The sequence below is a fragment of the Luteimonas sp. A501 genome (assembly GCF_054052085.1).
The window spans coordinates 680,740-707,271 of sequence record NZ_JBSVRI010000001.1 but is presented as its reverse complement, the minus strand read 5'-3'; the positions used below and the strand labels follow the sequence as shown (position 1 = coordinate 707,271).

Genomic DNA, 26,532 nt, shown 5'->3' with positions numbered 1-26,532 from the left:
CTCGGCTGGCGGGACGGATCGGGTGGCAGTTCGCGGCGGCGTGGACCGTGCGAATCAGTGCATTAAATGCGAACGATTCCCATTTTGCAACCTTCAGTTGCGCCGACTTCGTCGCTAGCGCGAAGCGCCAACCTGACTCTCCACGCTGCGCGAACGTAGCCCTTCGTAAAGCTGCCCCGGCCCCAGCAGGACATCCTTCATTCCGTCGCGCACCTGCTCCGACGCCAGCGCCTGGCCGCTCATGGTTGTGTACGCATCCAGCGCATCGATGATCGCGTCCATCATCGCCTTCTTGAGGTCGGGGGAATTGGCGAACTGCTCCTTGCTGTTGGCGGCCGCCTGCTCGATGAGTGTTTCGTTCTCCAGCAGTTTCCCCTTGATCACCCCGTTGACGTAGACCAGCTGGTCCCCGTCGGTGAGGTCGCCCTGGAACAGGCCGTTGACCTGCTCGATGATCTCGGCGAGGTAAGCCTGCTGCTTCTCCTGCACCTGCCCGCCCCCCACCTCCGCCATCGGCTGGAGCGTGTAGCCCTCGCCGCCCAGGACCAGCGCCTGTTTGCCGCGATCGCGCAGCGTGTGATGAGTGAGCACGACCTTCGACAGGTCCACCGTCTCGCGCTCGCGGCCGAACTCCAGCAGTGGCAGGAGTCGCCGGTAGAACAGGAACCGCTTCTCGATGTCAGTATTGCCGTAGTCGAACATCTGCGACAGGAAGGCGTAGAGCCTGTTGAACGCGCCCATGTCGCCTTTGAACAGCAGCAGCGCATCGAGCACGTCCTTCGCTTCCGCGGCAGGCTGCGATTGTCCGGCCGCCTCGGCGGCGGCCAGCGCCTGGGCCGCCGCCTTGTAGCGCTTGAGCAGCCGATCCGCCGCCGGCTGGATGGCGGCAACCAGCTGCGACTGCTTCGCATGCGGGTCCAGCTCCACCTTCGCCACCCGTTCGACTTCGTAGTCGTCGTAGTGACCGGCGGCATCCAGCTTGGCGCGCAGGTCCAGGACCAGGTTCGGGTCCGTCGTGGCCTCCAGCTCCGCCGTCTCGTAGTAGGTGCGGAAGGCCTGAAGGATGTCGTCGGTCTCGTTCTGGAAGTCGAGGATGTAGGTGGTGTCCTTGCCCGGATGGGCGCGGTTGAGGCGCGAAAGTGTCTGCACCGCCTGGATGCCGCCCAGCTTCTTGTCGACGTACATGCCGCACAGCAGCGGCTGGTCGAAGCCGGTCTGGAACTTGTTGGCCACCAGCAGCACGTGGTGCTCCGGGCGAGCGAAGGCCTCGCGGATGTCGCGGCCCTTCAACCCGGGGTTGAGCAGCGCGCTGGCCTCCGTGACCGGCTCGGGGAAGCTGTCCGGGTCGTCCACCTCGCCGGAAAACGCCACCAGTACGTCCAGCGGGTATCCCTGCCGTTCGATGTACCCGCGGATGGCTTTCTGCCAGCGCACCGCCTCGCGCCTGGACGCGACCACCACCATCGCCTTGGCACGACCCTCCAGCAGCGGCAGCACGTTCTCGCGGTAGTGCTCCACCACGATCTGCACCTTGGCGGCGATGTTGTAGGGGTGCAGACGCACCCACTGCATGATTCCCTTCATCGCGGTGCTGCGCTCGACCTCGGCGTTGTCGAACTCCTGCCCGTTGTGGGCCAGCCGGAAGGCCAGGCTGTAGGGCGTGTAGTTCTTCAGCACGTCGAGGATGAAGCCCTCCTCGATCGCCTGGCGCATCGAATAGACATGGAACGGCTGCGGCAGGCCATCCGGCCCCGGGCGCCCGAACAGCTCCAGCGTCTTGGCCTTGGGCGTGGCGGTGAAAGCGACATAGGTCAGGCCGGACTGCGCGCTGCGCGCCTCCATTTGCGCGGCCAGCAGGGTCTCGGTGTCGATCTCGCCGCCGTCCTGCAGCTCCTCCCACTCCTTCGCGCTCAGCAGCTCCTTGAGCTTGGCCGCTGCCTGGCCGGTCTGCGAGCTGTGCGCCTCGTCGGCGATCACCGCAAAGCGCTTTCCCTCGGTGGCGGCCAGCTCCTGTACTGCTTTCAGCGCGAACGGGAAGGTCTGGATGGTACAGACGATGATCTTCTTGCCCGCTTTCAGCGCCTCGCCCAGCTGCGCGCTCTTGCTGCCCTGCTCGCCGGTGATCGTCTCCACCACACCGGTGGTGCGCTCGAAGTCGAAGATGGCTTCCTGCAGCTGCGAGTCCAGCACGGTGCGGTCGGAGACCACCAGCACGCTGTCGAACATTTTTGTGTTGTCGGAGCTGTGCAGGTCGGCAAGGAAATGCGCCGACCAGGCGATCGAATTGGTCTTGCCGGAGCCGGCCGAGTGCTGGACCAGGTAGCGCTGTCCGGGGCCGCTGGCGCGCACGTCGGCCACCAGCTTCCGGGTCGCGTCGAGCTGGTGGTAGCGCGGGAAGATCACCGTCTTCAGCTGCTTCTTGCCGTCGCGCTTGCCGATCAGGTAGCGGCCCAGGATCTCCAGCCAGCTGTCGCGCGCCCACACTTCTTCCCACAGATAGCAGGTGGCCGTTCCATCGGGATCGGGCGCGTTGCCCGCACCACCGGCGTTGCCGCGGTTGAACGGCAGGAAGAACGTGTCTGTCCCCGCCAGCCGGGTCGTCATCATCACCTCGGCCTGGCTCACCGCGAAGTGCACCAGCGCCCCACCGGGGAACGCCAGCAGCGGCTCGGCCAGCCCGGCCTTGGGATGCGGATCGCGGTCGAAGCGGTACTGGTCCACCGCATCGCCGACCGACTGGGTGAAATCCGACTTCAGCTCCGCCGTCGCCACCGCAAGGCCGTTGACGAACAGCACCAGGTCGATGCAGTCGTTGGGCCGGTTGGGCGAGTGCCTGACCTGGCGCACCACGCGCAACCGGTTGGCCGCGTAGTGCTGCTCGATCATCGGGTTCAGCGCCAACGCGGGGCGGAACTGCACCAGCGAGAGCGGGCGCTTGAGCCCCACCATCTCCACCCCGCGGCGCAGCACCTCCAGCGTGCCGCGCTCGTCCAGGTTCTTGCGCAGGCGCTGCGCCAGCACGGCCTGCACCTGCGCGCCGTGCGCCTTCACCAGGGCTGCCCAGCTGTCGGGTTGCGTGGCCTCAAGCCAGGCCTTGAGATCAGGCAGATACAGCGCGTGCTGGCGGTCGTAGTGCGCCGCGTCGCCTTCCGCGTAAAGCCAGCCGTTGGCGGCCAGGCGTTCGCAGATCTCGCGCTCGAAGTGGTGTTCCTGGTGCAGGTTCATTGCGACATCCCCTTGAGTCGCTGCAGTACGATGCCGGCACGTTCCGGCTCGGCAATCATTCCGGGCAGCCCATTGGCGAAATCCCGGTGTTCAAGCAGGCCGGCGAACGCAGACGCCACCGCCGATCGTACGTCCACGGGTGCGGCAGCCAGTTCGTCCGCCAGCTCTTCGCGACCGTCCACGATATTGAGCACGTCTTCCAAGTCATGGCTGCCGAGGATGTTCCCTGCGCCCCGCCCCGCGTACGCCTCCAGCTTGGTGGCCACGAACGCCACCGCCGACACGCAGCGGATGCACAGGCCAGGCCCCAGCTCGATCGACACCGCCGTTTCCACGGCGTAGGCGTACCACCGGTTGGTAAAGCCGAGGATGTTCGCCTCCACCGGCATAAGGTCGAACACCACGCCGGACTAGCGATGCAGCCAGCGGCAGATCACTCCGCTGTGGATGTCCCGGACGAATCCGCGCGACGCAACGTCTTCCTCGATCTGGTGGAACCGGCCGAGCGGCGCCCGGACCACCGCATCCACGTCCACCGTTGCCCGGACCGTGTCTGCCAGCGGGTCGCTGACCAGCAATCCGGCTACCGCACCACCGACGAAGACCATCTGCTCCCGAAGCCCACCCAGCGCCTCTGCAATGGTGCGGAGGTTGGGGAGATTGGGATCGTCAGGCCGCATGGGCGACCTCGAGCTCCTGCTTCAGCAACTCCGTAGCCAGGGCCCGCTCGCGCGCGCGGCCGGCACGCAACGCGTCCAGCAACGCGAGCAGGCGATGCAGCGTGGGATCACCCAGCGCCGCCTCCGGTGCCGTGCGATAGATCGGCGCCAGTCCGGGGCCTTTGGCACTGCCGGCCGGATGCGGCCAGACCGGCGCTTCCCCAGCGGCTGCCGCCAGGCGGGATGCGAGCGGCTCGACTCCGAAAGATGTCGGCACCCCCCGCTTCGCCGGCCCCGCGACTGCGGGCCAGACATAGCGCACGCCATGCACGGCGAACTCCAGCAGGGCCGGCACCACCGGCGCCCAGTCACCGCGCCCATGCACCACTGCCAGCCCCGCCGCGGCCGACCGCTTCACGCTGGCGTGGACCTCGGACACGCTCATGGACAGCGCCTCAGCCAACGCGGCATAGGTCCAGCGTCGGCCCGGATACGCCGCTGCCTTGAGCAGCACCAACATGTCCTGCGGTTTAAGTTCCATGGGTGTGCCCGTATTCGCTATTCGCGAATAGCGAATTTACAGCACCATCAATGGATTGCAACTGCCCCCGAATCGCCTTCCGAAAAAAGCAAGCCATTTTGGCGGCCCAGCTTCCGGATTGCCGCAGGATCAGCCGTGTGCGGCTGCAGCTGGCGGATCGCCAGCAGGTTCTCCAATGTCATCCCTGTCCCCCATCACCATCAGCATCGGACCGTCCAGCAGCTGCTTGGCGAACGCATCACCCGTTGCCAGCTTCCGCCTGAACTCCGTGGCCGAGTACACCACAGGATTGATTTCCCGACCCAGTTCAACCTGCGCCGGGTGGATGGCCCGGACGACGTCCGCGAAGCCCGCATCCCCGATCACGAACAGATCAACGTCGCTCCCCGCCACCTCCGCACCCAGTGCCACCGAGCCGAAGATCCAGGCTGCCTTGACGACGGGCGCCAGCGGCGCGAGCGCCTCGCGCAACACCGGCACGGCGCCATGGGTCTTGCGGAACATCGCTGCCAGCTCGCCGTACAGCGAGCATGCCCGATCGGCCTGGTAACGCACCTGGTTGCCCTGCTCGCGGCGCAGCACTAGGCCGGCAGCAACCAGCTTGTCCAGCTCCCTGCCCAGGGTGCCGGCATGGCTCCCAGTCATCCGCGCGAGTTCGCGCAGATGGAAGTTCGCCTCCGGCTGCAGCAGGAGCACGGCCAGCACTGCCTGGCGGGTCTGGCCGAACAGCAGGTTCATGAGGGCTGAGGTGTTGCTCATATGGCAACGATTGTTGCCTTCTTGCAACCCTGCGCAAGCCTACGAAGCTATTGGCCGTGGCTGCGGATCCTGCCCAGGCTGGGGGATCCGATCTGCTCGTCGGCAACCCTCACTTGAACATGGGGAGGATCCAGCGCCATGTGATAGGCAGCTTGACCATGGATCCGATTGCTGCCGCCCCGAAACAGCCTTGTGCGGGCGCGCCATCGGTTTGCGCTTCAGCTTTCGGCATAACTGCGGTCGATCAGCGCCTTGGCCTTGTCCAGGTCCGCAGCCGTCCGCAGCGTCAGTTCAAGGTCACCGGTTCCCCACGTGCCGATGTTGCGCGTGTCGCGGCTGAAGCCTTCTTCCAGCGCCACTGTGTCCGGATCCAGCTTCAACATGAGCAGCAGCTTGTCGCGGTATGGGATCACGCAGGCGAAATTCTTCAGTCGCCGGAAGGCGACGTAGAGCTTGAGGTGCTTCTCCTGCACGTCGTCGCCCAGCGTTACCACGTAACCGGCCAGCGACTCGTACAGCTGGCGGATCACGGGCTGTGCCTGCGCAAGCTGCTCCTCCGCGGTCTTGTCCTTGCCGCCCACGCGGGACTTGCCGGGCACCGCAACGGCCTCGGCCTTGCCGGCGGTGGCATCGCTGACGCTCACCGCATTCACCAGTTCAAACAGCAGCAGGTCCTCGCCAAACAGCTTGTAGCGGATCAGCTCGACATTGCGCGGAATCTGCTGCACGGCGTGCTGGTCGTAGCGGGTGAAGTCGGCGGCGATGCACAGCAGGCGGGTGCCTGCCCAGTCGATGGCATCGGCGACGTCCTTGCCCAGCTTCTCCATTACCAGCCAGCGGAACTCGGCCTGGTGGTCGAGCAGCCAGTCCAGGTAGAACAGGCCCTGGTTGATGACGTTCTCGTTGCTGTGGCGCTTGTACTCGACGATGACCGGGCAGTTGTTCTCGTCAAGCCCCAAAGAATCGATGCGGCCCTTGTGGGTCTTTCCGGTCGTGTACTCGCTGGCAAGGAAGCGCACACCGAGGAATGCAGGCATCTGTGCCTCGATCAGCGACTGCAACTGCCTTTCAATGGCGGCAGCGCGGCCGGGAAGCTCGGTGGCCGAGCCAGTCCCAAGACGGAACAGCTGGATATCGCTCACGCGCCCTCCGTGTTGCAGGCCATCTGCAGGTAATTGACCGGCAGGCCGAATCCGGACTGGAGCCGGGACAGGTACCTCGAGGTACCCTCGTCCAGTATCGCATTGGACACGACGTGCAACGCTGCCGGCTCCAAGCCGCCACGACGGTACGCGTATTCCAGCAGTTGCCCCAGCGCCTGCCTGACCGCATCCGCGGCGGTGGCGGCGGGCTTGATCTCATACAGCTCGTAGCGGCCGTCTGCCCGCCTCACCAGCACATCCGCCCGTCCTCCCGTACCGGTGGAGTGCTCGCTGGCCACGGCATCCTCGCCATGACGTTCGCGAAGCAACGCGACCAGAGCGTCCTGGATCACGTTATGGCGGTACTCGATGGAACGTGTCCCGCCCGTGCCCCGCGCCTGACCTATCGGCGGCCGTGGCGTATGCCCAGGGCGGAACAGCAGCTTCCCACTGGCATCGCGCAATTGCTCGAACACATACCAAGGAAACATGTTGCGCAGTTCCCTGTCGCCATCAAACACGCCGCAGCGGTCCAGGTGCCGGGTCAGCGCCTCGGCACGCACTGCCCAGTTGCCGGGCGGTGCCACAAATCCGGAATGCGCCTCGAACCAGGGCAGGAGCCGGTCTTGCTTCGCGACGTCCACGGTGGTGTGGTAGCGGTCCGGGTGGATCGCGGAGAACGCACGCGCCAGCATCAGGCGCGGCACCTTGGGCAACTCGCCGGCCTGCTTCCACCGCTCCAGCCGGGCCATCAACTGGTCGAACTGAGCGGCGCTGCCGTCACCGCCAATCTCACGAATGACTTGAACCAATGCATGGCGGGAACGGTCCGCGGCGTCGAAGCCAAGGACGCCCTGGCCTGCATTGCTGACGGCGTTATCGACCGACTTCCAGATCAGGTCGAACACCGCCTCCGGCGTTTCCCGCTCCAACGTCTCGCCAACCACCCGAAGCGTCTCGCGGTACCGCGGCAGCCAATGCACGAACTGCGGGTTGTCGGCGGCTAGGAAGCCATCGAGGAATACACGGGCCTCAGCATCGAATTCGTGGACCGGGTTGGCCAAGGCTCCGCCTCCGCCTTCGATCAGGTGGCGCAAGGACGGAGCCACCCAGTAACCCCGGATTACGCGTCGTTCAACCCCAACGGAATTGACCTGCCCATCCTTGTTTCCGCCGACCACCTTGGCACGCACAAGCTGACCGTCCAGCACTACACGTTGAATCAGCCGCGCGACGTCCTCGGTATACTCGCCAGTAGACGGATCATTTCCCTTGCCGGATGGGAGGATCGAATAGCCAAAGCGGCCATCCGCACGGTTGCGCTGTTTGAATGGCACCCGCCGGTTGCCATCTACGTCGATCAGATAGAACTCGGCCTCCGAGGTCCCGCTCATGCCAGGCCTCGCACGTCGACCTGGCCAGTGACGACAGCGCAGATCATGGCGTTGCGACGTTCCCGGAGCGTATCCACAGCGCGACGGGCCGCCGCAGTGAGCGCTTCAATTCCGGCTACTGAATCACGGACGAACTCAACAATCACACCGCGCTCTTCCGCTGTCGGAAGAACGACAGGCAACTCCATCACGTTTGTCGATGAGATCGACGCCAAGTTTGTGCTCTGCTTGGATCGACCCTTGAAATAGAACTGCGCGTAAGCCGACCCGATCACCAGGGTCAGCCATTCGGGGCTGGCACCGTGCGGCCTAACAGCAAAGACGTGATTCTGGTGGATGCAGTTCTCTACCTCACCATTCCAGATGGCGCCTCGGCCGAGCTTGTCAAAGTCGCCGCCTTCGTTCATCAACACGTCACCGGGCTTGAGCCGATAGCGGGTCAGCTGCTCTGGCTCAATGTCGATCTCTGCAATATCGCTCAGTGCAAGGTATCCATCCTGCACGTTCGCAACCCGCAGGTAGGGCACCCGGATGGTTGACTTGTCCGCCATATCCTTGCCTTTGGCGATACCGGTCTGCACGGCGGCGACCAGTCTGAGTCGCTTCACCGCCCAATGCGCCGGCACTTCGCCCAGCCAGGCGATGCCGGAGTCCTTCATCGGGACGTTGGGGTCGAGGCTGCGGGTGACGGCGTGGGAGATGGTGGCCTGACGCTTCTCGGCCAGCAGTGCCAGCAGTTTTTCCTGCTCGGCGATCAGCGCGTCGATTCTGGCCGTTTCGCGATCCAGGAAGGCAATGACTGCGTCCTGCTCGCTTGCCTCTGGCAGGGCAAGCGGAAAATTTCCGAGCTCGTCGCGCGATAGCTCCAGAAAGGTCGTCCCCTTGCCACGCACATTGAGTGCGGTCCCCGCGATGCTTAATGCGTATGCCACGAATCTCGACCGCTGATCCGCTTGCGGGACAAGCGCTTTACAGCCTTGGTTGGTGCACACATGTGAAATTGCCAAACCCAATGAGCCGATGGGCGCTCGGGTGGAGAGGATCAGGCTTCCGGGAGGAACGAGCGAGGTGCCGCAAGATTCGAGTCCCACCTCTGTAATCCTGCGTAGCGATCCACGAATTTCGAAACCAGAGAGCCTGGACAGATCAGCAGGCGTCACCCAATCGATATCGCCGTTCCAGTAAGCAGGCACGTCCGACTTTGGGGTGGAACCGCCCACAACCGCATAGCCTCTCTTTAATGGCTGTACCTGCCAGTGAGCTGGAACCGACCCAATCCAATCGACACCACTGTCCTTGTACTTCGGATACCTCGGCAGACTCATTCCGCCATCTCCCCCAGCATCCGCATGATGTTGCCCGCCACCTCCTTCAGCTCCGCATCGATCACCTCCAGCGCGCGCGGCGGCTCGAACACGTAGAAGTGGCGATTGAACGGGATCTCGTAGCCAACCTTCGACTTGGCCTCCTCAATCCAGGCATCCGGCGTATGCGGCAGCACTTCGCGTTCGAAATACGCCTGGATGTCCTGCCCCAGCGGCACGTTCTCGGTGTCGCGCAGTGAACTGTCCGACTGCGGTTTGCCCTTCTGCTTGCCTTTCTGGCCCAGCACGATGTTGCCGGCCTGGTCGCGCAGCGGGCGCTCGACGGTGATGGTGGTGTAGCCGAACTCCTCGTTGGCGAACACGCGGCTGATCGGGACGCGCGTGAGCCGGCCGCCTTCGGGCGCTACCGGCGAAGTCTCGGCACCGGTGGCGGTGACCAGCACCGGCTCGCCCACCGGCTGGCCCTTGGCATCCAGCGCGGTGACCAGCTCGGCTTCGGTGAACTCGCCGAACAGGCGGGTGACGGTGGCGATGTGCGCCTCGCCCATCTCCCTGCGCTTGGAGCCCAAGCTCTTGCGCATCTTGCGCCAGAAGCCGCTGGCGTCGATCAGCTGCACATGGCCGCGGCGCTCGTCGGCCTTCTTGTTGGAGACGATCCAGACATAGGTACTGATGCCAGTGTTGTAGAACATGTCGGTGGGCAGGCCGATGATCGCCTCGACCAGGTCGTTCTCCAGCAGGTAGCGGCGGATCTCGCTCTCGCCACTGCCGGCGCCGCCGGTGAACAGCGGCGAGCCGTTGAGCACGATGCCGAAGCGGCTGCCGCCCTCGCCGTTGACCATTGCGGCCATCTTCGCCACCAAGTGCAGCAGGAACAGCATGGAGCCGTCGGACACGCGCGGCAGGCCGGGGCCGAAGCGGCCGGCGAAGCCCTGCTGCTCGTGCTCGGCGCGGATGGCCTTCTCGACCTTCTTCCACTCCACGCCGAACGGCGGGTTGGAGAGCATGTAGTCGAACTTGCGCGTGGGGAAGCCGTCATCGCTGAGGGTATTGCCGGCGGCCATGTTCTCCACCGGCTGGCCACGGATCAGCATGTCCGCTTTGCAGATGGCGTAGGACTCGTCGTTGAGTTCCTGCCCGTACAGGCTCAGGCGCGCGGCCGGGTTGTGCGCCAACAGGTGCTCGGCGGCCACCGAGAGCATCCCGCCGGTGCCAGCCGTGGGGTCGTACACGGTGCGCACCACGGCATTGCCCGGGGTGAGCACGTCGCTGTCCTCGGTGAAGATGAGGTTGACCATCAGCCGGATCACTTCGCGCGGGGTGAAGTGTTCACCGGCGGTCTCGTTGGACAGCTCCGAGAATTTCCGGATCAGCTCCTCGAACACGTGCCCCATGCGGGCGTTGTCCACCCGGTCCGGGTGCAAGTCGATGCCGGCGAACTTTTCGGTGACCAGGTACAGCAGGTTGGCCTTGGCCAGTCGTTCGACCTGGGCGTGGAAGTCGAAGCGCTCGAAGATGTCGCGCGCCTCCGGCGAGAAGCCCTGCACGTACTGGTACAGGTTCTGGCGGATGTGGTCCTGGTCGCCGAGCAGCTTAGGGAGGTCCAACAGGCTGGTGTTGTAGAACCCGGCGCTGCCGACGATGCGCTTTAGGAACGGGTCCGGGTTGATCCCGGCCGCGGCTTTCTTCTGGTGCTCGGCCAGCACTTTGGTCTTGGTCGGCGCCAGCACGCAGTCCAGGCGCCGAAGCACGGTGAACGGCAGGATGACCTTGCCGTACTCGGATTGCTTGTAGTCGCCGCGCAGCAGGTCGGCGACAGACCAGATGAAGGCGGAAAGGCTGGCTTGGTTCAAAAATATCCCCTGTTGTGGTCGCCGCGGCACGACACCGTCCTGCCGCACGCGACGCGTTCGGGGCTATGTTAGCGACCCTGCGAGGAGTGGGCGCCCAAGAGTCAGTCTCGAAGCTGGCGAGCCGGGGACGCAGCCCCAAGTCGAGCCTGCGTCAGCGCGGCCCCTGAAGGGCCGTCCCGGCTCCAAGCCTGCCTACCCGCCGCTACGCCCGCGTTGCACCGTCAGGTGCAGCGGTTGGCCAGCGAGACCGCGCGGTCCTGCTCGATCGAGCGGAGGATGACCCGGCAGCTTCGACCATCCGCACCAGCGTAGGCAATGGATTCACCGCTTTGCAGGAATTCGCGCTCCGTGGGGCCCTCCCGCGGGGTCACGGCAACCATCGCGCCATAGGGTTGGATGTTCTGGACGGCGACCTCCGAGTGCGAGTCCAGCGGCATTCCGGTGTGCGCCGTCAGGATGATGTCCAGCCCGCCTGGAACCCCGACCACCTGCGACAGCCGCTGATTCTCACTGTTGGCCAGCTCCAGCTGGGCAATCAGGCTGCTGCTGAGTCCCCGGATCTCACTGACCGCGCCCCGGACTTCGGACATTGCATTGCGGTTGCCGCCCTCTACCGAGGAGGTGAGCGCATCGAGGCTTTTCTGCAGCTTGTCGAACGACGTCTCCTGCTGCTCCTTGATATCGACCAGGAACTCGTCGGGGCCAACCAGCTGGCCGCGGGCCCACTGGTAGAACTCGCTGCCCGCCACACCGGCCGCAATCAGTACAAGTGCGATCAACGTGCGCGCAATCGGATTGCCTTTCTCGCCTTCCTCGCGCTTTCCCCAGTACCAGTGGAGAAAGCGCACCAGAAGATTCGGGCGCTTCGTGTTGGTCACATCCGCCGCGGCGGTCGCGGCTGCTTCCTGCTGTACTTTCATTGTTCCCCCCTGGTCCTGGTCACCGGCGATCCCCACCCCGGCGGCAGCCAGTATGCACTCCACGCAGCATGCGGAGTCACTGACCGGAGTGTCGAGCTCGGCTCGATTTTTGAAGCGTACGACCTCATTCGCGCGCAAGCCGCCGGCCGGGGGCCCGGCAGCACGCAGCCATGGGGGTGACCCTGGCGAACATGAATTGGAGGAAGGGGCTTCAAGGCTGCTTCATTGCCCAACTCCCAAGGGCAGCGATTTCTCTTCACAGCCGATCCACATAGTCCAACGTCAGCTGAAGGCGGGTCGTGGCCCCACCATAAAGGCCGCTATATTCGGACACCCCCGGACGAAGGAGAACTGCCATGTCCCCGACCAGGCAACATCTGATGATGGCGCGTACGCTCGGCGTGGCGATCGTCGCCGCCGTGGGCCTTTCCGCCTGCGCCACCTACGACGACGAGTTTGCAGGCATCAACTCGCGCCTCGACCGCCTCGACACGCAGGTGCAGGGTGCGGCCCAGAGCGCCGAATCCGCCAACCAGTCTTCGCAGCGGGCCAACCAGCGGCTGGACCAGATCGAAGGCCGCGTGCAGCAGCTGGAGTCGTCGCCGCGCCGCGTGCCGCGCGGCTGAGTGCACGCCGGACCGGGCCGCGTGAGGCGGCCTGACTCCGGACCGGTGGCCGTGCTGGCCACCGGTTTTTCCGCCTTTACCTGTCTCCGTTCCAGGACCGATCCCATCCATCACATCACACACCGTCCGATCCGGACCGCCCAGGTCGCCTTGGCGCTGGCGCTGGCACTTTCAAGCTTCACCGGCGTGGCCGGCGCCCAAGAGGATGCCGCGGCGCAGGCGGCCGCCACCTTCGACCAGCTTCCGCGAGACCAGGAGGTCTCCGACACGGTGATCGACCTCGCCGGCTGGGTGGTCGCGGCCAAGGACAGCCAGGGCTATCCGTTCGCGATCATCGACAAGGCCGCCGCGCAGATCCTGGTGTTCGGCGGCGACGGTCGGCTTCGCGGCGCGGCGCCCGGGCTGTTTGGCTCGGCGGTCGGCGACCACACAGCCCCCGGCGTCGCAGGCCTCGCGCTTCGCGAGATCCCGGGCCGGGATCGCACGACGCCTGCCGGCCGCTTCGTCGGCGGTTACGGTCCGTCGATCGACGCCGGGCGCGTGCTGTGGGTGGATTACGAATCCGCGGTCTCCATCCACCCGACCGCCACCGGCGTTCCAGCCGAAAAACGCGCCGAACGCCTTGCGTCGCCTGCACCGGACGACAACCGCGTCACGCATGGCTGCATCAACGTCGCGCCCGGATTCTACGAGGGGATCATCCGCCCCACATTCGAGGGGGGCGGGGTGTTCTACGTCCTTCCGGATGAGGCGTCGATCGCGGAGACCTTCCCGGAGTTCGCGCAGGGTCGCTCGCGCTAGGCCTCGGCGACGCCCGCCCTCCCCCGCCCCACCAGATCCAGCTGCGTCAGATACAGCCGCGTATCGAACTCCAACTGGTGGTAATCCGGCTCCATATGCATGCACAGCCGGTAAAACGCCTTGTCGTGCTCGGCTTCCTTCATGTGTGCCAGCTCGTGCACGGTGATCATCTTGAGGAACTCGGCGGGCGCGTCGCGGAACACGCTGGCAATGCGGATCTCGCGGCTCGCCTTGAGCTTCCCACCCTGCACGCGCGAGATGGTGGTGTGGGTGCCGAGCGCGTGCTTCACCACCTGCAGCTTGCCGTCGTAGATCACCTTCCCCAGCGGCGCGGACTTGCGCAGGTGGCGGTCCTTCAGGTCCTGGACGTAGCCGTACAGCTGGCTGTCGTTGCGCACCGCGTGGCCTTCGCCGTACTTCGCGGCCAGCAGCGCGCCCAGCCGGTCCTGCTCGATCAGCGCGCGCACCTTCGCCTGCACCTCCAGCGGATAACCGCCGAGGTACTTCAGCGCGTCCATCAGAAAAAACCCCGCAGCAGCGGGGTTCCTTCATATGCAGAAAGCCGCTCGCTCAAGCAAACGGATCCTGCAGCACCATCGTGTGCTTCCGGTCCGGTCCGGTGCTCACGATCGACAGCGGGCAGCCGGCCAACTCCTCCAGCGCACGCAGGTAGGCGCGCGCCGCCGGCGGCAGCTTGTCCCACTCGGTGATGCCGTGGGTGTCCTCGGTCCAGCCCGGGAACTCCAGGTACACCGGCTCGCATTCCGCCCAGCCCTGGGCGTCCAGCGGCGCGTACTCGGTTTCCTTGCCGCGATAGCGGTAGGCGATGCACATCTTCAGCTTGTCCAGGCCGTCCAGCACGTCGAGCTTGGTGATGCACAGGCCGCTGATGCCGTTGATCGCCACCGCGCGCTTCAGCGCGACGATGTCGATCCAGCCGCAGCGGCGCGGGCGGCCGGTGGTGGCGCCGTATTCCTGGCCGCGGTCGCGCAGGCGCTGGCCGTCCTCGTCGTCAAGCTCGGTCGGGAACGGGCCGCCGCCCACGCGGGTGGCGTAGGCCTTGCAGATGCCCAGCACGTAGTCGATCGAGTCCGCACCCACGCCGGTGCCGGCCAGCGCGCCGCCAACGGTGGTGTTGGAGCTGGTGACGTAGGGATAGGTGCCGTGGTCGATGTCGAGCAGCGAGCCCTGCGCGCCTTCGTACAGCACCTTCTTCCCCTGCCTGCGCAGGTCGTGGAGGATGCCGGCGACGTCGGACTTCATCGGCTCGACGTACTCGCCGAAGGCCAGCGCTTCGTCATAGGTCTGCTGGAAGTCCACCGCGTCCACGCCCAGGTACCGGGTAAGCACGAAGTTGTGGTAATCGAGCGCGGTGCGCAGCAGCTCTTCCAGCTGCTTCGGGTAGTGCAGGTCCGCCACGCGGATGCCGCGGCGGGCGACCTTGTCTTCGTAGGCCGGGCCGATGCCGCGGCCGGTGGTGCCGATGGCCTTGCCGCCGGCGGCCTTCTCGCGCGCCTGGTCGAGGGCGATGTGGTACGGCATGATCAGCGGCGTGGCCGGGCTGATCTTCAGCCGCGAGCGCACCTCGACGCCGGCTTCCTCAAGCTCGCCGATTTCCTTCATCAACGCCGCCGGCGACAGCACCACGCCGTTGCCGATCAGGCACAGCGCGTCATCGCGCAGCACGCCCGACGGGATCAGGTGCAGCACGGTCTTCTTGCCGCCGATCACCAGCGTGTGGCCGGCATTGTGGCCGCCCTGGAAGCGCACCACCGCGCCGATGTCCTGCGTCAGCAGGTCGACGATCTTGCCCTTGCCCTCGTCGCCCCACTGGGCGCCAAGCACCACCACCGACTGACCCATGACACTGCTCCTTGAACGGGAAAAAGCCGGAGGTCCGCGCTGTGCAGCGGGCCCTTCCGGCTTTTGTGGATTATCCCGGCTTTCGGCGCCGGGGGCCAGCCCGGAATGCTGCCGTGGCGCGATTCAGCCCTGGCGCAGCCACCACAGGGCCAGCAGGCCGGCGGCCAGCACGACGCCTCCGATCCTTCGCAGCTGCCCGTCCGGCGTGGCCAGCATCTGCGCCATGGCCCGCTTCCAGGCGCCCGGGGCGGCGAACAGCAGCAGCCCCTCCAACACGGCCACCAGGCACAGGGCGGCCCACAGGTCACTCATGCCGGGCACCCACGCGTCAGCGGTCGCTGCGCATGTACTGCAGGAAGGGGTCGTCGCGCTCCAGAACCATCACCGCTTCACCGGAGGAGAACGCGTGCCGGTAGGCGTCCAGGCTGCGCTGGAAGGCGAAGAACGAGGGGTCGCGGTTCGCAGCCAAGGCGTAGATGCTCGCCGCCTCGGCATCGCCCTCGCCTCGCAAAATCTGCGCGTCGCGCTCGGCCTCGGCCAGCAGCACGGTCTGCTCGCGGTCGGCCTCGGCGCGGACGATGCGCGCCTGCTCCTCGCCCTCGGCGCGCAGGGCGCTTGCCACCTGCCGGCGCTCGGCACGCATGCGGTCGTAGACCTGGCCGATCACTTCGCTGTCGGTGGGCAGGTCGATCTGCTTGAAGCGGATGTCGACCACCTGCATGCCCAGCGTCTGCGCGCCTTCGTTGATGCCCGGCAGCTGGCGGTCGATCAGCTCGGCGCGATTGCCCGACACCAGCTGGGTCAGGGTCTGCGAGTTGATCTCGTTGCGCAGCGAGTCCTTGATGATCGGCGCCAGGCGGTCGGTCACCAGCTCTTCGTTGCCACCGGTGGCGCGGTAGAAGTCCGCCACGTCGACGATGAAGCCGATGGCGACGAAGTCGACGCTGACGTCCTTGCGCTCGGAGGTCAGCGAGCGCTCGGGCGGGAACTCGTTGGCGGTGAAGCGGCGATCGAACACGCGCGCGCTTTCCACCATCGGGATCTTGAAGTGCAGGCCGGGACCGAGATCGGTGCGCGCAACGCGGCCGAGGTTCAGCACCAGGCCGACCTGGCCTTCGCGGACGATGAACATCGAGCCGAGCAGGCCGAGGATCACGACCAGGACGATGGGAACGAGGAATTGCGGCTTCATCGGGTGGCTCCCTCGCGCGGCGGGCGCGGCAGGTTGGCGGGCGCCGCCGCGGGCCTCGGATCAAGCTCAGGCGCGGCGTTGACGGTCGGCGAGACCATGTCGGGGGTCAGCAACGGCTGCTGCGGCGTGCCGCCCTGCCCGGTCATGGGCACGTAGATCAGCTGTTGGCCGTCGCCGCCCACGACCTTGCGGTTGTCGGCCAGCACATCTTCGAGCGTCTCCAGCCACAGGCGCTTGCGGGTGACTTCCGGCGCCTTGGCGTACTCGTTGACCAGCAGGGTGAAGCGCTCGGCGTCACCGGTCGCGCGGGCGACCTCGGCGGTCTTGTAACCCTCGGCGGTGGTGCGCACGCGCTGCGCCTGGCCGCGTGCCTCGGGCACGATGCGGGCGGCGTAGGCGCGGGCCTCGTTCACCAGGCGCTCGTTCATCTGCTGGGCACTGTTGACCTCGTCGAAGGCCGGCTTGACGGCCTCCGGCGGGCGCGCGTCCTGCAGGCTGAGCTCGGTCACGATCAGGCCGGTGCGGTAGGTGTCGAGCGATGCCTGCAGCGACGTGGCGGCCGCGGCGGACAGCGGGCCACGCGCGTTGAGCGCGGAGTCCAGGTTGGCACGGCCCATCTGCTCGCGCACGGCGCTCTGCGCCACCTGTTCCAGCACGCGGTCGGCGTCGCGCGAACCGAACAGGTAGGTCTGCGGATCGCTGATGCGGTACTGCACGTTGAACGACACGGTGACGATGTTCTCGTCGCGGGTCAGCACCGGCAGCGCGTTGCTGAAGGTACGCACGCCGGTGGTGTTGAGCTTGGTGACGCTTTCGATCGGCCACGGCAGCTTGAAGTTGGGGCCCGGCTGCATGACGCGCGCGAACTTGCCGAAGCGCAGGACCACGCCGCGGTCCTGTTCGCCGACCAGAACGAAGCAGTTGAAGGCCAGCCACAGCACCAGCGCGATGCCGATCCAGCGCAGCGGGTTGCCGCCGCCGCTGCCGCCGAACATGCCGCGAAGCTGTTCGAGGATGCCGTCGAAGGGACCACGGCCGCGGCCACCGCCGCTGCTGCGGCGCGGCGGCCAGGGATTCTGGCGGCGACCGTTGTCGCCATCGCGGCCCGAACCGCGGTCGTCGTTGTTCTTGCCGGGGATGTTCCAGGCCATGCTGGCTCCAGTCTGGGGATCCCGCCACCGGGACCGGCAGCGAAGGGACATTCTACAAGGTGCGCGTGCGGCAAGTCGGCCGCGCGCGTGCTTTCGTCATCAGGCCGCGGGCAGCAGCGGCCGCAGGGGTTCGCCGCCGGCCTGCGCCGCCAGCCGCCGGGCGTCGCTCAGGGGAAGATCGATGTCGAGCGTCCAGCCGTGCTCGTCGTGTGCCTCGGCACGGATGGCGTCGATCTCGTGCAGGTGCGCGCGCAGGCGGCCGGCATCGGGCGGCAGGCGCACTTCGCCGTGCAGCCTGCGCAGGCCCAGGCGGCGGCCCAGCGCGGCGCGCAGCAGGTCCATGCCCTCGTGGTCGCGGGCGGAAATCCATACGCGCTCGCGGACCGCGGCTTCGTCGGCATGGTCGCCGGCGTGCGGCTGGTCGTGGCGCGCGGGCACGCCAAGCCGGTCGATCTTGTTGTAGACCAGCAGCTGCGGGATGTCGCCGGCACCGATCTCGGCCAGGACCGCGTCCACCTGGGCCACGCGCTCGTCGCGCAGCGGGTCGGAAGCGTCGATCAGATGCACCAGCAGATCGGCCTCGCGGGCCTCGCTCAGGGTCGAACGGAAGGCCGCCACCAGTTCATGTGGCAGGTCGCGGACGAAGCCCACGGTGTCGGCCAGCACCACGTGGCCGCCCGGCAGGGTGATCTTGCGCACCGTCGGGTCCAGGGTCGCGAACAGCTGGTCGGCGGCATAGGCGTCGGCGCCGGTCAGGGCGTTGAACAGCGTCGACTTGCCGGCGTTGGTGTAGCCGACCAGGGCCACGCGCGGCAGTTCGCTGCGCACGCGCGAGCGGCGCATCTGGGTGCGCTGGACGTCCACCTTGTCCAGGCGGGCCTGCAGCTGTTCGACGCGCTTCTGCAGCAGCCGGCGGTCGGTCTCGAGCTGGGTCTCGCCGGGTCCGCGCAGGCCGATGGAGCCGCCGCGCAGGCTGTCCAGGTGGCTCCAGCCGCGTACCAGGCGGGTGGCCATGTGGCGCAGTTGGGCGAGTTCGACCTGCAGCTTGCCTTCGTGGCTGCGCGCGCGCTGCGCGAAGATGTCGAGGATCAGCCCGGTGCGGTCGACGACCCGCCGCTCCAGGAGTTTCTCGAGGTTGCGTTCCTGACCGGGGCTCAGCGGATGGTTTATCAGCACCAGGTCGGCGCCGGTGGCCTCGGCCGCGGCCTTGATCTCGTCGAGCTTGCCGCTGCCAAGCAGGGTCGCGGGATTGGGGCGCGCCATGCGCGCGGGCATGACGTGCACCACTTTGGCGCCGGCCGAGCGCGCCAGCTCGGCGAACTCCTCGAGCACGCCCTCGTCGGGCGGCCCTCCGGAGTGCGGCTGGACCAGGAGGGCGTTCTCGCCTCCGCGGGATCGCTCGAAGAGCTCAGTGGGCATTCGGTCGTCGGCTGGATGTCATGGTCCCAGACATGGGGCCTGATGCCGCCGACGCAAGCATCATTCGGCCTCGTCGGCGCCCGCGCCCGGCGCGTCATCCTCGTCGGCGGCCTGCACCACCCCGCCGCCCGGGCCCACGCGCACGTTGCGCGCCGGCACCACGGTGGAGATCGCGTGCTTGTAGACCATCTGGCTGACGGTATTGCGCAGCAGCACCACGAACTGATCGAACGATTCGATCGTTCCCTGCAATTTGATGCCGTTGACCAGATACACGGAGACCGGTACCCGCTCACGGCGCAGGGCGTTCAGGAAAGGATCCTGCAAGGACTGTCCCTTGGACATTCGGTGTTCCCCAGCTGATTTATTGTTGTTATGGAATGGTGCGGATGCCGCGTCGCCCAACCGCTCCCCGGGGGCGACGCGCCGATCTTATACGACCCGGGCCGCCGTGGCCGGCGCGTGGCGCGGTGGCGTGACGGCCGGCACGGCATTCAGCCGAGGAATCCATCGAGTGCGCGCCCCAGCGGGTCCGTGTCGGTGGCCGGATCGAACCAGCGGGCGTCGAGCTCGCCGCGCAGCCAGGTCATCTGCCGCTTGGCCAGCTGCCGGGTGGCGGCGATCGCGCGGTCACGGAACGCATCGGCAGCGGTCGCGCCCTCCAGGTGCTCCCACGCCTGCCGGTAGCCCACCGCGCGCAGCGCGGGCAGGTCCAGCGGCGCGGGATGGTCGCGCAGCTGCGGAAGCGCGCGCAGGGCGTCGACCTCGGCCAGGAAGCCGGCCCGGAGCATGGCATCGAAGCGTCCCGCGATGCGCCCGTGCAGCACCGCGCGATCGCGTGGCGCCAACACCAGCTTGAGCACCCGGTACGGCAGCCTCGGCGGCAACGGATCCGCGTTCCACTCGCTGATCCCGCGGCCGGTCAGGCGATGGATCTCCAGCGCGCGCTGGATCCGCTGCGCGTCGGTGGCGTGGATGCGCCGCGCGGCCACCGGGTCGACCTGCGCCAGCTCCGCGTGCAGCGCCGCCCAGCCGCGCTCGCCCGCCTCTTGGGCCAGTTGCGAACGCAGCGCGGCATCGGCCGAAGGCATCGCCGACAGCCCCTGCAGCAGGGCGCGGAAATACAGCCCCGTGCCGCCGGCCAGGATCGGCATCCGGCCGCGCGCGGCGATGGCGTCGATCGCGACGCGGGCGTCGGCGGCGAACCCGGCCGCCGAATACGGCTGCCACGGATCGCGGATATCGATCAGATGGTGCGGCACACCGGCCTGCTCCAGCGGCGTGGGCTTGGCGGCGCCGATGTCCAGGCCGCGGTACACCAGGGCCGAATCGACGCTGACGATCTCCCCGCCCAGCCGCTGCGCGCAGTCGATGGCGAACGCGGTCTTGCCCGACGCGGTCGGGCCCATCAGGGCGATGACGGGCGGGCGGGTGTCGATCATGCGCGGATTATCCCGCACGACGCGGCGCGGGGCCGGGCCGCGTGGCCACGGTCGCGCCGGCCCGCCGGCTCAGTACCCGGTTTCGCGCAGCGAGGCGCGCACCTCGTCGTGGGTGTCGCGGATGTCCTGCGCGGGCTCGCGCCCGAGCAGGCTGACCGCGACGATCGCAAGCGTGGCCGCGGCGAAGCCGGGCACGATCTCGTACAGCTCGAAGCCCATCCGCACCACCGCGACCTGCTTCCAGGCGATCACAACGATCGCACCGGTCACCATGCCGGCCAGCGCGCCGTCGCGCGTCATCCGCCCCCAGAACAGCGACAGCACCAGCACCGGCCCGAACGCGGCGCCGAAGCCCGCCCAGGCGTACGACACCAGGCCCAGCACGCGGCTTTCCGGATCGCGCGCCAGCCACAGCGACACCAGCGCGACCAGCAGCACGCTCGCGCGCCCGATCCAAACCAGCTCGCGCTGGCTGGCCTGCTTGCGCAGGAAGCCGCGGTAGAAATCCTCCGACAGCACGCTGGAGCACACCAGCAGCTGGCTCGACAGCGTGCTCATCACCGCGGCCAGGATGGCCGAGAGGATCACGCCGGCGATCCAGGGATTGAACAGCATCTCCACGGCGGTGATGAACACGCGCTCCGGATTGGCGTCCACCGGCGCGACCGCATCTGGATGGAGCGAAAAGAACGCGATGCCGAAGAAGCCCACCATCAGCGAGCCGACCAGGCAAAGGATCATCCAGACCATGCCGATCTTCCGCGCCTTCGGGATCGACTGCACGCTTTCGGCGGCCATGAAGCGCGCCAGGATGTGCGGCTGCCCGAAATAGCCCAGGCCCCACGCAATCGCCGAGACGATCGCGATGGTCCCGCCCGCGCCGACCCACTCCAGGCGCGCGGGATCCACCTCGCGGATGAGCTCCATGCTGTCGTCCAGGCCGCCGTTGGCCATCAGCACCATCACCGGCGTGAGCACCAGCGCGAACAGCATCAGCGTGCCCTGCGCGACATCGGTCCAGCTGACGGCGAGGAAGCCGCCGACCAGGGTGTAGAGGATGGTCACCGCCGCGCCCCACCAGATCGCCTGGGCGTACGGCAGGCCGAACACGCTCTCGAACAGCCGCGCCCCGGCGACCACGCCCGAGGCGCAGTACACCGCGAAGAACACCAGGATGATCAGCGCCGCCAGCACCCGCAGCGAGCGGTTGCGGTCGTTGAAGCGGTTGGTGAGGTAGTCGGGCAGGGTCAGCGCATTGCCGGTGCGTTCGGTGTACACGCGCAGCGGCCCGGCGACGTAGCGCCAGTTGAACCAGGCGCCCAGGGTCAGGCCGATCGCGATCCAGGCCTCGGCCAGGCCGCTGGCGTACAGCGCACCCGGCAGGCCCATCATCAGCCAGCCGCTCATGTCCGAGGCACCGGCCGACAGCGCGGTCACCGTGGGGCCGAGCTTGCGGCCGCCAAGGATGTAGTCGTCGAAGTTCTTGGTCGAGCGCCAGGCGTAGAAACCGATCAGCACCATGCCGGCGAGATAGACAAGGAACGTGATGATGAGCGGCGTGCTGGTCTGGAGCATGGGCGCAGGACTCCCCGGTCGGTGCCACCGCCCGTCCGGCGCCAGCGGTGGCCCAGCCTAACGCAGGCATCCCGCGATGCACACCGCAGTGGCTGGTGCCATTGCCTGGCCGGACGCGTGGCGTCCGCGCCCGGGCGGCCCGGGCTCAGGCGTCGTCCGGCCAGGAGATCGCGGGCGCCGGCGTTGCGGCGCGCGGCGCCGGCACCGCATCCACCGCCGCCCATACCTTCAGCGCATCGACGGTGGCGGCGACGTCGTGCACGCGCAGCAGCATCGCGCCGCGCTGCGCGGCGATAAGGTGCGCGGCCACCGAACCATGCACCCGCGCCTTCGCATCCTCGCGCCCGGTGAGATCGCCGATGCTGCGCTTGCGCGACAGGCCGGCCAGAACGGGCACGCCAAGTTCGGTGAAGCGCTCGAATCGCGCCAGCAGACTGATGTTGTGGGCGGTGGTCTTGCCGAAGCCGAAGCCCGGATCCGCAATGAGCTGCCTGCGCGGGATGCCGGCCATTTCGGCGGCGAAGATGCGTTCGGCAAGGAAACGGTGGACCTCGCCGACCACGTCGTCGTACTCCGGTGACTCCTGCATCGAGCGCGGCTCGCCAAGCATGTGCATCAGCACTACCGGCACGCCAAGTCCGGCCGCGGCGTCAAGCGCGCCTTCGGCTCGCAGTGCGCGGATGTCGTTGATCATGCCCGCGCCGGCGGCCACCGCAGCGCGCATCACTTCCGGGCGCCACGTGTCGATGCTGACCGGCAGTGCGGTCTCCCGCAGCAGGCGCTCGATCACCGGAAGCACGCGGCGGATTTCCTCCTCGGCGCCGACGCTGTCCGAACCCGGGCGGGTGGATTCGCCGCCGACGTCGAGGATGTCCGCGCCCTCCTCCGCCAGCCGCAGGCCGTGGGCGATCGCGGCGTCGGCATCGAAATGGTCGCCACCGTCCGAGAAGGAGTCCGGGGTGACGTTGACGATGCCCATGACCCGCGGACGGTCGAGGCGCAGCGGGCGACCGGCGCAGTCGATGGTCGGGACTGTGTCGAACATGGCGCACTCCGGTGGGGAAAACCGGATTATCGCCCGGGGCGGTGGGTGGCTGTGGTGGGGATGGTTCGAAAGCTTTTTTGGACGCGGATGACGCGGATGACGCGGATTTTCGTGGCCAAAAAAAGGCCGGGTTCGAAGCCCGGCCTTCCAGCGTTTTCGTGGTGGTGATCGCGGCTGCAGCCGCTCCCACAGAAAAATGAAGAAGGGGCGGTTTCCCGCCCCTTCCGGGTGACTCAGGCCTGCGGTGCCGGATCCGGCGAGATCGGCAGCGGGCGCTTGCCGCCGTCGCCGTCGCCGTCATCGCCCTTTGCCGCGGGCTTGTTCCAACCGATCGGGGGCGGCGGGTCGCGGCCTTCCATGATCGCGTCGATCTGCGGCACGTCGATGGTCTCGTATTCGAGCAGCAGCTTGGCCATCGTGTGCAGCTTGTCGAGGTTCTCGGTGAGGATGCCCTTGGTGCGGTTGTAGGCCTTGTCGAGGATGTCGCGCACCTCCTCGTCGATCCTGCGCGCGGTTTCGTCGGACACGCTCTTGTGCTGCGTGACCGAGCGGCCCAGGAAGACCTCGTCCTCTTCCTCGCCGTAGGCGATCGGGCCCAGTTCGGTCGACAGGCCCCACTTGGTGACCATGCTGCGGGCCATCTTGGTGGCGCGCTCGATGTCGTTCGACGCACCGGTGGTGACCTTGTCGGTGCCGAAGATCAGCTCTTCCGCCACGCGGCCGCCGTACAGCGTGGCCAAGCGGCTGTGCAGGCTTTCGCGGGTGGAGCTGTAGCGGTCGCCCTCGGGCAGGAACTGGGTCACGCCCAGCGCGCGCCCGCGCGGAATGATGGTGACCTTGTAGACCGGGTCGTGGTCGGGCACCAGGCGACCGACGATGGCGTGGCCGGCCTCGTGGTAGGCGGTATTGGTCTTCTCTTCCTCGCTCATGGCCATCGAGCGGCGCTCGGAGCCCATCAGGATCTTGTCGCGCGCCTTGTCGAAGTGATCCATACGCACTTCCTTGGCGTTCTCGCGCGCGGCGAACAGCGCCGCCTCGTTGACGAGGTTGGCGAGGTCGGCGCCGGAGAAGCCCGGCGTGCCACGCGCGACCACCATCGGCTCGACGTCGTCGGCCCGCGGCACCTTGCGCATGTGCACCTGCAGGATCTGCTCGCGGCCGCGCACGTCGGGCAGGCCCACCATGACCTGGCGGTCGAAGCGGCCCGGGCGCAGCAGCGCCGGATCAAGCACGTCGGGACGGTTGGTGGCGGCGACCACGATCACGCCCTCGCCACCCTCGAAGCCGTCCATCTCGACCAGCAACTGGTTCAGCGTCTGCTCGCGCTCGTCGTGCCCGCCGCCCAGGCCGGCACCGCGGTGGCGGCCGACGGCGTCGATCTCGTCGATGAAAATGATGCATGGCGCGTGCTTCTTGGCCTGCTCGAACATGTCGCGCACGCGGCTTGCGCCGACGCCGACGAACATCTCGACGAAGTCGGAACCGGAGATCGAGAAGAACGGCACCTTGGCTTCGCCGGCGATCGCCTTGGCGAGCAGGGTCTTGCCGGTGCCCGGGGGGCCGACCATCAGCACGCCGCGCGGGATCTTGCCGCCGAGCTTCTGGAAGCGCGAAGGATCGCGCAGGAACTCGACCAGCTCCGACACCTCTTCCTTGGCCTCGTCGCAGCCGGCGACGTCGGCGAAGGTGACCTTGATCTGATCGTCGTTGAGCAGCTTGGCGCGCGAGCGACCGAAGGACATCGCGCCCTTGCTGCCGCCCTGCTGCATCTGCCGCATCATGAAGAACCAGAAGCCGATGATCAGCAGCACCGGCAGGAAGTTGAGCAGCAGCGACCACAGCGTGATGCCCGACTCGGGCGGCGCCTGCTTGATCTCCACGTTGTGGTTGATCAGGTCGTCGACCATGCGCTCGTCGCGGCGCGGCGCGGTGGTGATGCCGGCGCTGCCGTCCTTGCGCTGGAACTGGATCGAGCGCTCGTCGCTGGCGATGTCCACGGCCTTGATCCGGTCGTTGCGGACATCGGTCATGAACTGCGAGTACATGACGTCCTGGCTGCCGGCCACCTTGGGGCTGAAGCTGTTGAAGACCGCCATCAGCACGACGGCGACCACTACCCACAGCATCAGATTCTTCACCAGGTCATTCATTCAGCTCTGCTCCGCGGCAATGCCGCCATATTACTTGGGGTGGGCCAATTTGCCCTGCGCCAGCGCATAGACTTCCGGCGAACGCTGGCGCGAGGCCGCCGGCTTGCGGATCACGACCTTCGCATAGCGCCGCCGCAGCTCGCGCACGTAGTCGTCGAACCCAACACCATGGAACAGCTTGATCAGGAATGTGCCATCCGGCCTCAGGTGCCGATCGGCGAAATCCATCGCAAGCTCGGCCAGGTACATGGCCCGCGGCTGGTCTACGGCATTCACACCACTCTTGTTGGGGGCCATGTCGGACAACACAAGGTCGACCGATGCCCCGTCCAGCACCGATTCCAGCTGCGAGAGCACCGCATCTTCACGGAAATCGCCATGGATGAACTCGACGCCGGCCAGCGGCGGCATCTCCAGGATGTCCAGCGCGACCACCCGGCCACTGTCGCCCAGCGCCTGGCGGACCCACTGCGACCAGCCCCCGGGGGCGGCGCCGAGGTCGACCACGGTCATCCCGGGCCTGAGCAGGCGGTCGCGATCGACCAGTTCTTCAAGCTTGTAGGCCGCCCGCGAACGCATGCCTTCGGCCTGCGCCTTCTTCACGAAGGGGTCGGCGAAGTGTTCCTGGAGCCAGCGCTGGCTGCTTCTGCTGCGGGTGGCCATCGCTTCGTGGGGGCGCATGCGGGCCGCCATGATACCCTGCGTGCCCTTCCGAACATGACCGCCACCCCCATGACCGTCGACCTTACTTCCGCCCAGATCCGCTTCCTGCGCGGCCAGGCCCACGGACTCAAGGCGATGCTGCAGCTGGGGGGCAAGGGCCTGACCGACTCCGTGGTCGCCGAAGTCGCCGGCGCGCTGGAACACCATGAGCTGATCAAGGTGAAGGTGGCTGCCGCCGATCGCGAGGAGCGCGACGCGCTGATCGACGCCCTGGTCGCGCGCGCCGGCGCCACGCTGGTGCAGCGCATCGGCCACGTGGCGGTGCTGTACCGGGCCAACAGCGAAAAGCGCCAGATCGTGCTGCCGCGGGCCTGAGGCCCGGTTCGCCATGGATCTCGTCCAGGAACGCCCCGACTACGACTACGTGCTGCGCGCCGCCAACGGCCGCTCGGCGCTGGTCAACGACCGCCAGCTGCAGGCCAGCTTCATCCTGGCTCCCGACCGCCTGGTCGAGGACTGGGCGGCCACCGCGGTTGCCGGACTGACGCCGGAAGACCTCGAGCCGCTGCTCGCGCTTGAGCCCGAAGTGCTGGTGATCGGCACCGGTGACAGCCAGGGATTCCCGCCGCCGCGCACCCTGGCCGCGTGCCTGGCGCGCGGCGTGGGCCTGGAATCGATGAACAACGCCGCCGCCGCGCGCACCTTCAACGTGCTGGCCAGCGAGGGCCGGCGGGTGGTGGCGGGGTTCATCCTGTCCAGCGACTGAGCCGGGACATGCCGGCGGCTC

General features: G+C 67.3%; 24 protein-coding genes and 1 pseudogene. 4 read left to right on the top strand and 21 right to left on the bottom strand.

Features of this window, described 5'->3' with window-relative positions; genetic code table 11:
• Nucleotides 1-114 precede the first annotated feature (114 nt).
• The 9 genes and pseudogenes from ACW7G5_RS03245 to ACW7G5_RS03205 all read right to left on the bottom strand — a co-directional run bounded on the left by ACW7G5_RS03245 (nt 115) and on the right by ACW7G5_RS03205 (nt 11,818).
• Complete coding sequence (locus ACW7G5_RS03245) at nt 115-3,225, bottom strand: type I restriction endonuclease subunit R (protein ID WP_457001768.1); 3,111 nt, start codon at nt 3,223-3,225, stop codon at nt 115-117.
• Nucleotides 3,222-3,905: pseudogene (locus tag ACW7G5_RS03240) on the bottom strand (hypothetical protein). Before ACW7G5_RS03240 ends, ACW7G5_RS03245 begins: the two are co-directional and overlap by 4 nt.
• A complete protein-coding gene (locus ACW7G5_RS03235; protein ID WP_457001766.1) occupies nt 3,895-4,425 on the bottom strand; it encodes a MarR family transcriptional regulator in 531 nt (176 codons plus the stop codon). The pseudogene ACW7G5_RS03240 and the gene ACW7G5_RS03235 overlap by 11 nt, the downstream one beginning before the upstream one ends.
• A gap of 129 nt (nt 4,426-4,554) precedes the next feature.
• A complete protein-coding gene (locus ACW7G5_RS03230) occupies nt 4,555-5,163 on the bottom strand; it encodes a nucleotidyltransferase domain-containing protein (RefSeq protein WP_457001764.1) in 609 nt (202 codons plus the stop codon).
• Between the two features lie 239 nt (nt 5,164-5,402).
• Nucleotides 5,403-6,326 carry a DUF5655 domain-containing protein gene (locus ACW7G5_RS03225; RefSeq protein ID WP_457001762.1) on the bottom strand — a complete coding sequence of 308 codons (924 nt, stop codon included), beginning with the start codon at nt 6,324-6,326 and terminating at the stop codon, nt 5,403-5,405.
• Nucleotides 6,323-7,720 carry a hypothetical protein gene (locus ACW7G5_RS03220; protein WP_457001760.1) on the bottom strand — a complete coding sequence of 466 codons (1,398 nt, stop codon included), beginning with the start codon at nt 7,718-7,720 and terminating at the stop codon, nt 6,323-6,325. The genes ACW7G5_RS03225 and ACW7G5_RS03220 overlap by 4 nt, the downstream gene beginning before the upstream one ends.
• Entirely contained in the window at nt 7,717-9,045 is a 1,329-nt protein-coding gene (locus ACW7G5_RS03215) for a restriction endonuclease subunit S (protein WP_457001758.1), read from the bottom strand. The genes ACW7G5_RS03220 and ACW7G5_RS03215 overlap by 4 nt, the downstream gene beginning before the upstream one ends.
• The gene (locus ACW7G5_RS03210) at nt 9,042-10,898 is read right to left on the bottom strand and encodes a type I restriction-modification system subunit M (RefSeq protein ID WP_457001756.1); all 1,857 of its coding nucleotides are present in this window, start codon (nt 10,896-10,898) and stop codon (nt 9,042-9,044) included. Before ACW7G5_RS03210 ends, ACW7G5_RS03215 begins: the two co-directional genes overlap by 4 nt.
• Before the next feature lie 221 nt (nt 10,899-11,119).
• Entirely contained in the window at nt 11,120-11,818 is a 699-nt protein-coding gene (locus ACW7G5_RS03205) for a hypothetical protein (protein WP_457001754.1), read from the bottom strand.
• A gap of 356 nt (nt 11,819-12,174) precedes the next feature.
• Here ACW7G5_RS03205 and ACW7G5_RS03200 point away from each other — a divergent pair, with 356 nt between their 5' ends.
• Nucleotides 12,175-12,444, top strand: a complete 270-nt coding sequence (locus ACW7G5_RS03200) for a hypothetical protein (protein WP_457001752.1) — start codon at nt 12,175-12,177, stop codon at nt 12,442-12,444.
• 150 nt (nt 12,445-12,594) lie between these two features.
• The gene (locus ACW7G5_RS03195) at nt 12,595-13,245 is read left to right on the top strand and encodes a hypothetical protein (protein ID WP_457002847.1); all 651 of its coding nucleotides are present in this window, start codon (nt 12,595-12,597) and stop codon (nt 13,243-13,245) included.
• Here the strand turns inward: ACW7G5_RS03195 and ACW7G5_RS03190 are convergent.
• From ACW7G5_RS03190 to rlmE, 12 genes are all read right to left on the bottom strand, one after another.
• Nucleotides 13,242-13,763, bottom strand: a complete 522-nt coding sequence (locus ACW7G5_RS03190; RefSeq protein WP_457001750.1) for a YgjP-like metallopeptidase domain-containing protein — start codon at nt 13,761-13,763, stop codon at nt 13,242-13,244. The genes ACW7G5_RS03195 and ACW7G5_RS03190 overlap by 4 nt on opposite strands.
• A 52-nt stretch (nt 13,764-13,815) precedes the next feature.
• The gene (locus ACW7G5_RS03185; RefSeq protein WP_457001748.1) at nt 13,816-15,108 is read right to left on the bottom strand and encodes an adenylosuccinate synthase; all 1,293 of its coding nucleotides are present in this window, start codon (nt 15,106-15,108) and stop codon (nt 13,816-13,818) included.
• A 123-nt stretch (nt 15,109-15,231) separates the two neighbouring features.
• On the bottom strand, nt 15,232-15,420 hold the full coding sequence (locus tag ACW7G5_RS03180) for a DUF2065 domain-containing protein (protein ID WP_457001746.1): 189 nt from the start codon (nt 15,418-15,420) through the stop codon (nt 15,232-15,234).
• 16 nt (nt 15,421-15,436) lie between these two features.
• Nucleotides 15,437-16,300: a protease modulator HflC gene (gene hflC / locus ACW7G5_RS03175; RefSeq protein WP_457001744.1), complete on the bottom strand. Its 864-nt coding sequence runs from the start codon at nt 16,298-16,300 to the stop codon at nt 15,437-15,439.
• Nucleotides 16,297-17,451: an FtsH protease activity modulator HflK gene (gene hflK / locus ACW7G5_RS03170; RefSeq protein WP_457001742.1), complete on the bottom strand. Its 1,155-nt coding sequence runs from the start codon at nt 17,449-17,451 to the stop codon at nt 16,297-16,299. Before hflK ends, hflC begins: the two co-directional genes overlap by 4 nt.
• Before the next feature lie 99 nt (nt 17,452-17,550).
• Nucleotides 17,551-18,870 (bottom strand): ribosome rescue GTPase HflX, encoded by a 1,320-nt coding sequence (gene hflX, locus ACW7G5_RS03165; protein WP_457001740.1) that lies wholly within the window; start codon nt 18,868-18,870, stop codon nt 17,551-17,553.
• A 60-nt stretch (nt 18,871-18,930) separates the two neighbouring features.
• On the bottom strand, nt 18,931-19,215 hold the full coding sequence (hfq, locus tag ACW7G5_RS03160) for an RNA chaperone Hfq (protein ID WP_457001738.1): 285 nt from the start codon (nt 19,213-19,215) through the stop codon (nt 18,931-18,933).
• Nucleotides 19,216-19,364: 149 nt separating this feature from the next.
• Nucleotides 19,365-20,312 (bottom strand): tRNA (adenosine(37)-N6)-dimethylallyltransferase MiaA, encoded by a 948-nt coding sequence (miaA, locus tag ACW7G5_RS03155; protein ID WP_457001736.1) that lies wholly within the window; start codon nt 20,310-20,312, stop codon nt 19,365-19,367.
• 69 nt (nt 20,313-20,381) lie between these two features.
• Nucleotides 20,382-21,887: a sodium/proline symporter PutP gene (putP, locus tag ACW7G5_RS03150; protein ID WP_457001734.1), complete on the bottom strand. Its 1,506-nt coding sequence runs from the start codon at nt 21,885-21,887 to the stop codon at nt 20,382-20,384.
• Between the two features lie 145 nt (nt 21,888-22,032).
• Nucleotides 22,033-22,932 carry a dihydropteroate synthase gene (folP, locus tag ACW7G5_RS03145; protein WP_457001732.1) on the bottom strand — a complete coding sequence of 300 codons (900 nt, stop codon included), beginning with the start codon at nt 22,930-22,932 and terminating at the stop codon, nt 22,033-22,035.
• 233 nt (nt 22,933-23,165) lie between these two features.
• The gene (gene ftsH, locus ACW7G5_RS03140) at nt 23,166-25,082 is read right to left on the bottom strand and encodes an ATP-dependent zinc metalloprotease FtsH (RefSeq protein ID WP_457001730.1); all 1,917 of its coding nucleotides are present in this window, start codon (nt 25,080-25,082) and stop codon (nt 23,166-23,168) included.
• Between the two features lie 30 nt (nt 25,083-25,112).
• The gene (gene rlmE, locus ACW7G5_RS03135; protein ID WP_457002845.1) at nt 25,113-25,745 is read right to left on the bottom strand and encodes a 23S rRNA (uridine(2552)-2'-O)-methyltransferase RlmE; all 633 of its coding nucleotides are present in this window, start codon (nt 25,743-25,745) and stop codon (nt 25,113-25,115) included.
• Nucleotides 25,746-25,814: 69 nt separating this feature from the next.
• Here rlmE and yhbY point away from each other — a divergent pair, with 69 nt between their 5' ends.
• The gene (gene yhbY, locus ACW7G5_RS03130) at nt 25,815-26,120 is read left to right on the top strand and encodes a ribosome assembly RNA-binding protein YhbY (RefSeq protein ID WP_457002843.1); all 306 of its coding nucleotides are present in this window, start codon (nt 25,815-25,817) and stop codon (nt 26,118-26,120) included.
• Between the two features lie 13 nt (nt 26,121-26,133).
• Nucleotides 26,134-26,511, top strand: a complete 378-nt coding sequence (locus ACW7G5_RS03125; RefSeq protein WP_457001728.1) for an Mth938-like domain-containing protein — start codon at nt 26,134-26,136, stop codon at nt 26,509-26,511.
• The last annotated feature ends 21 nt before the right edge of the window (nt 26,512-26,532 follow it).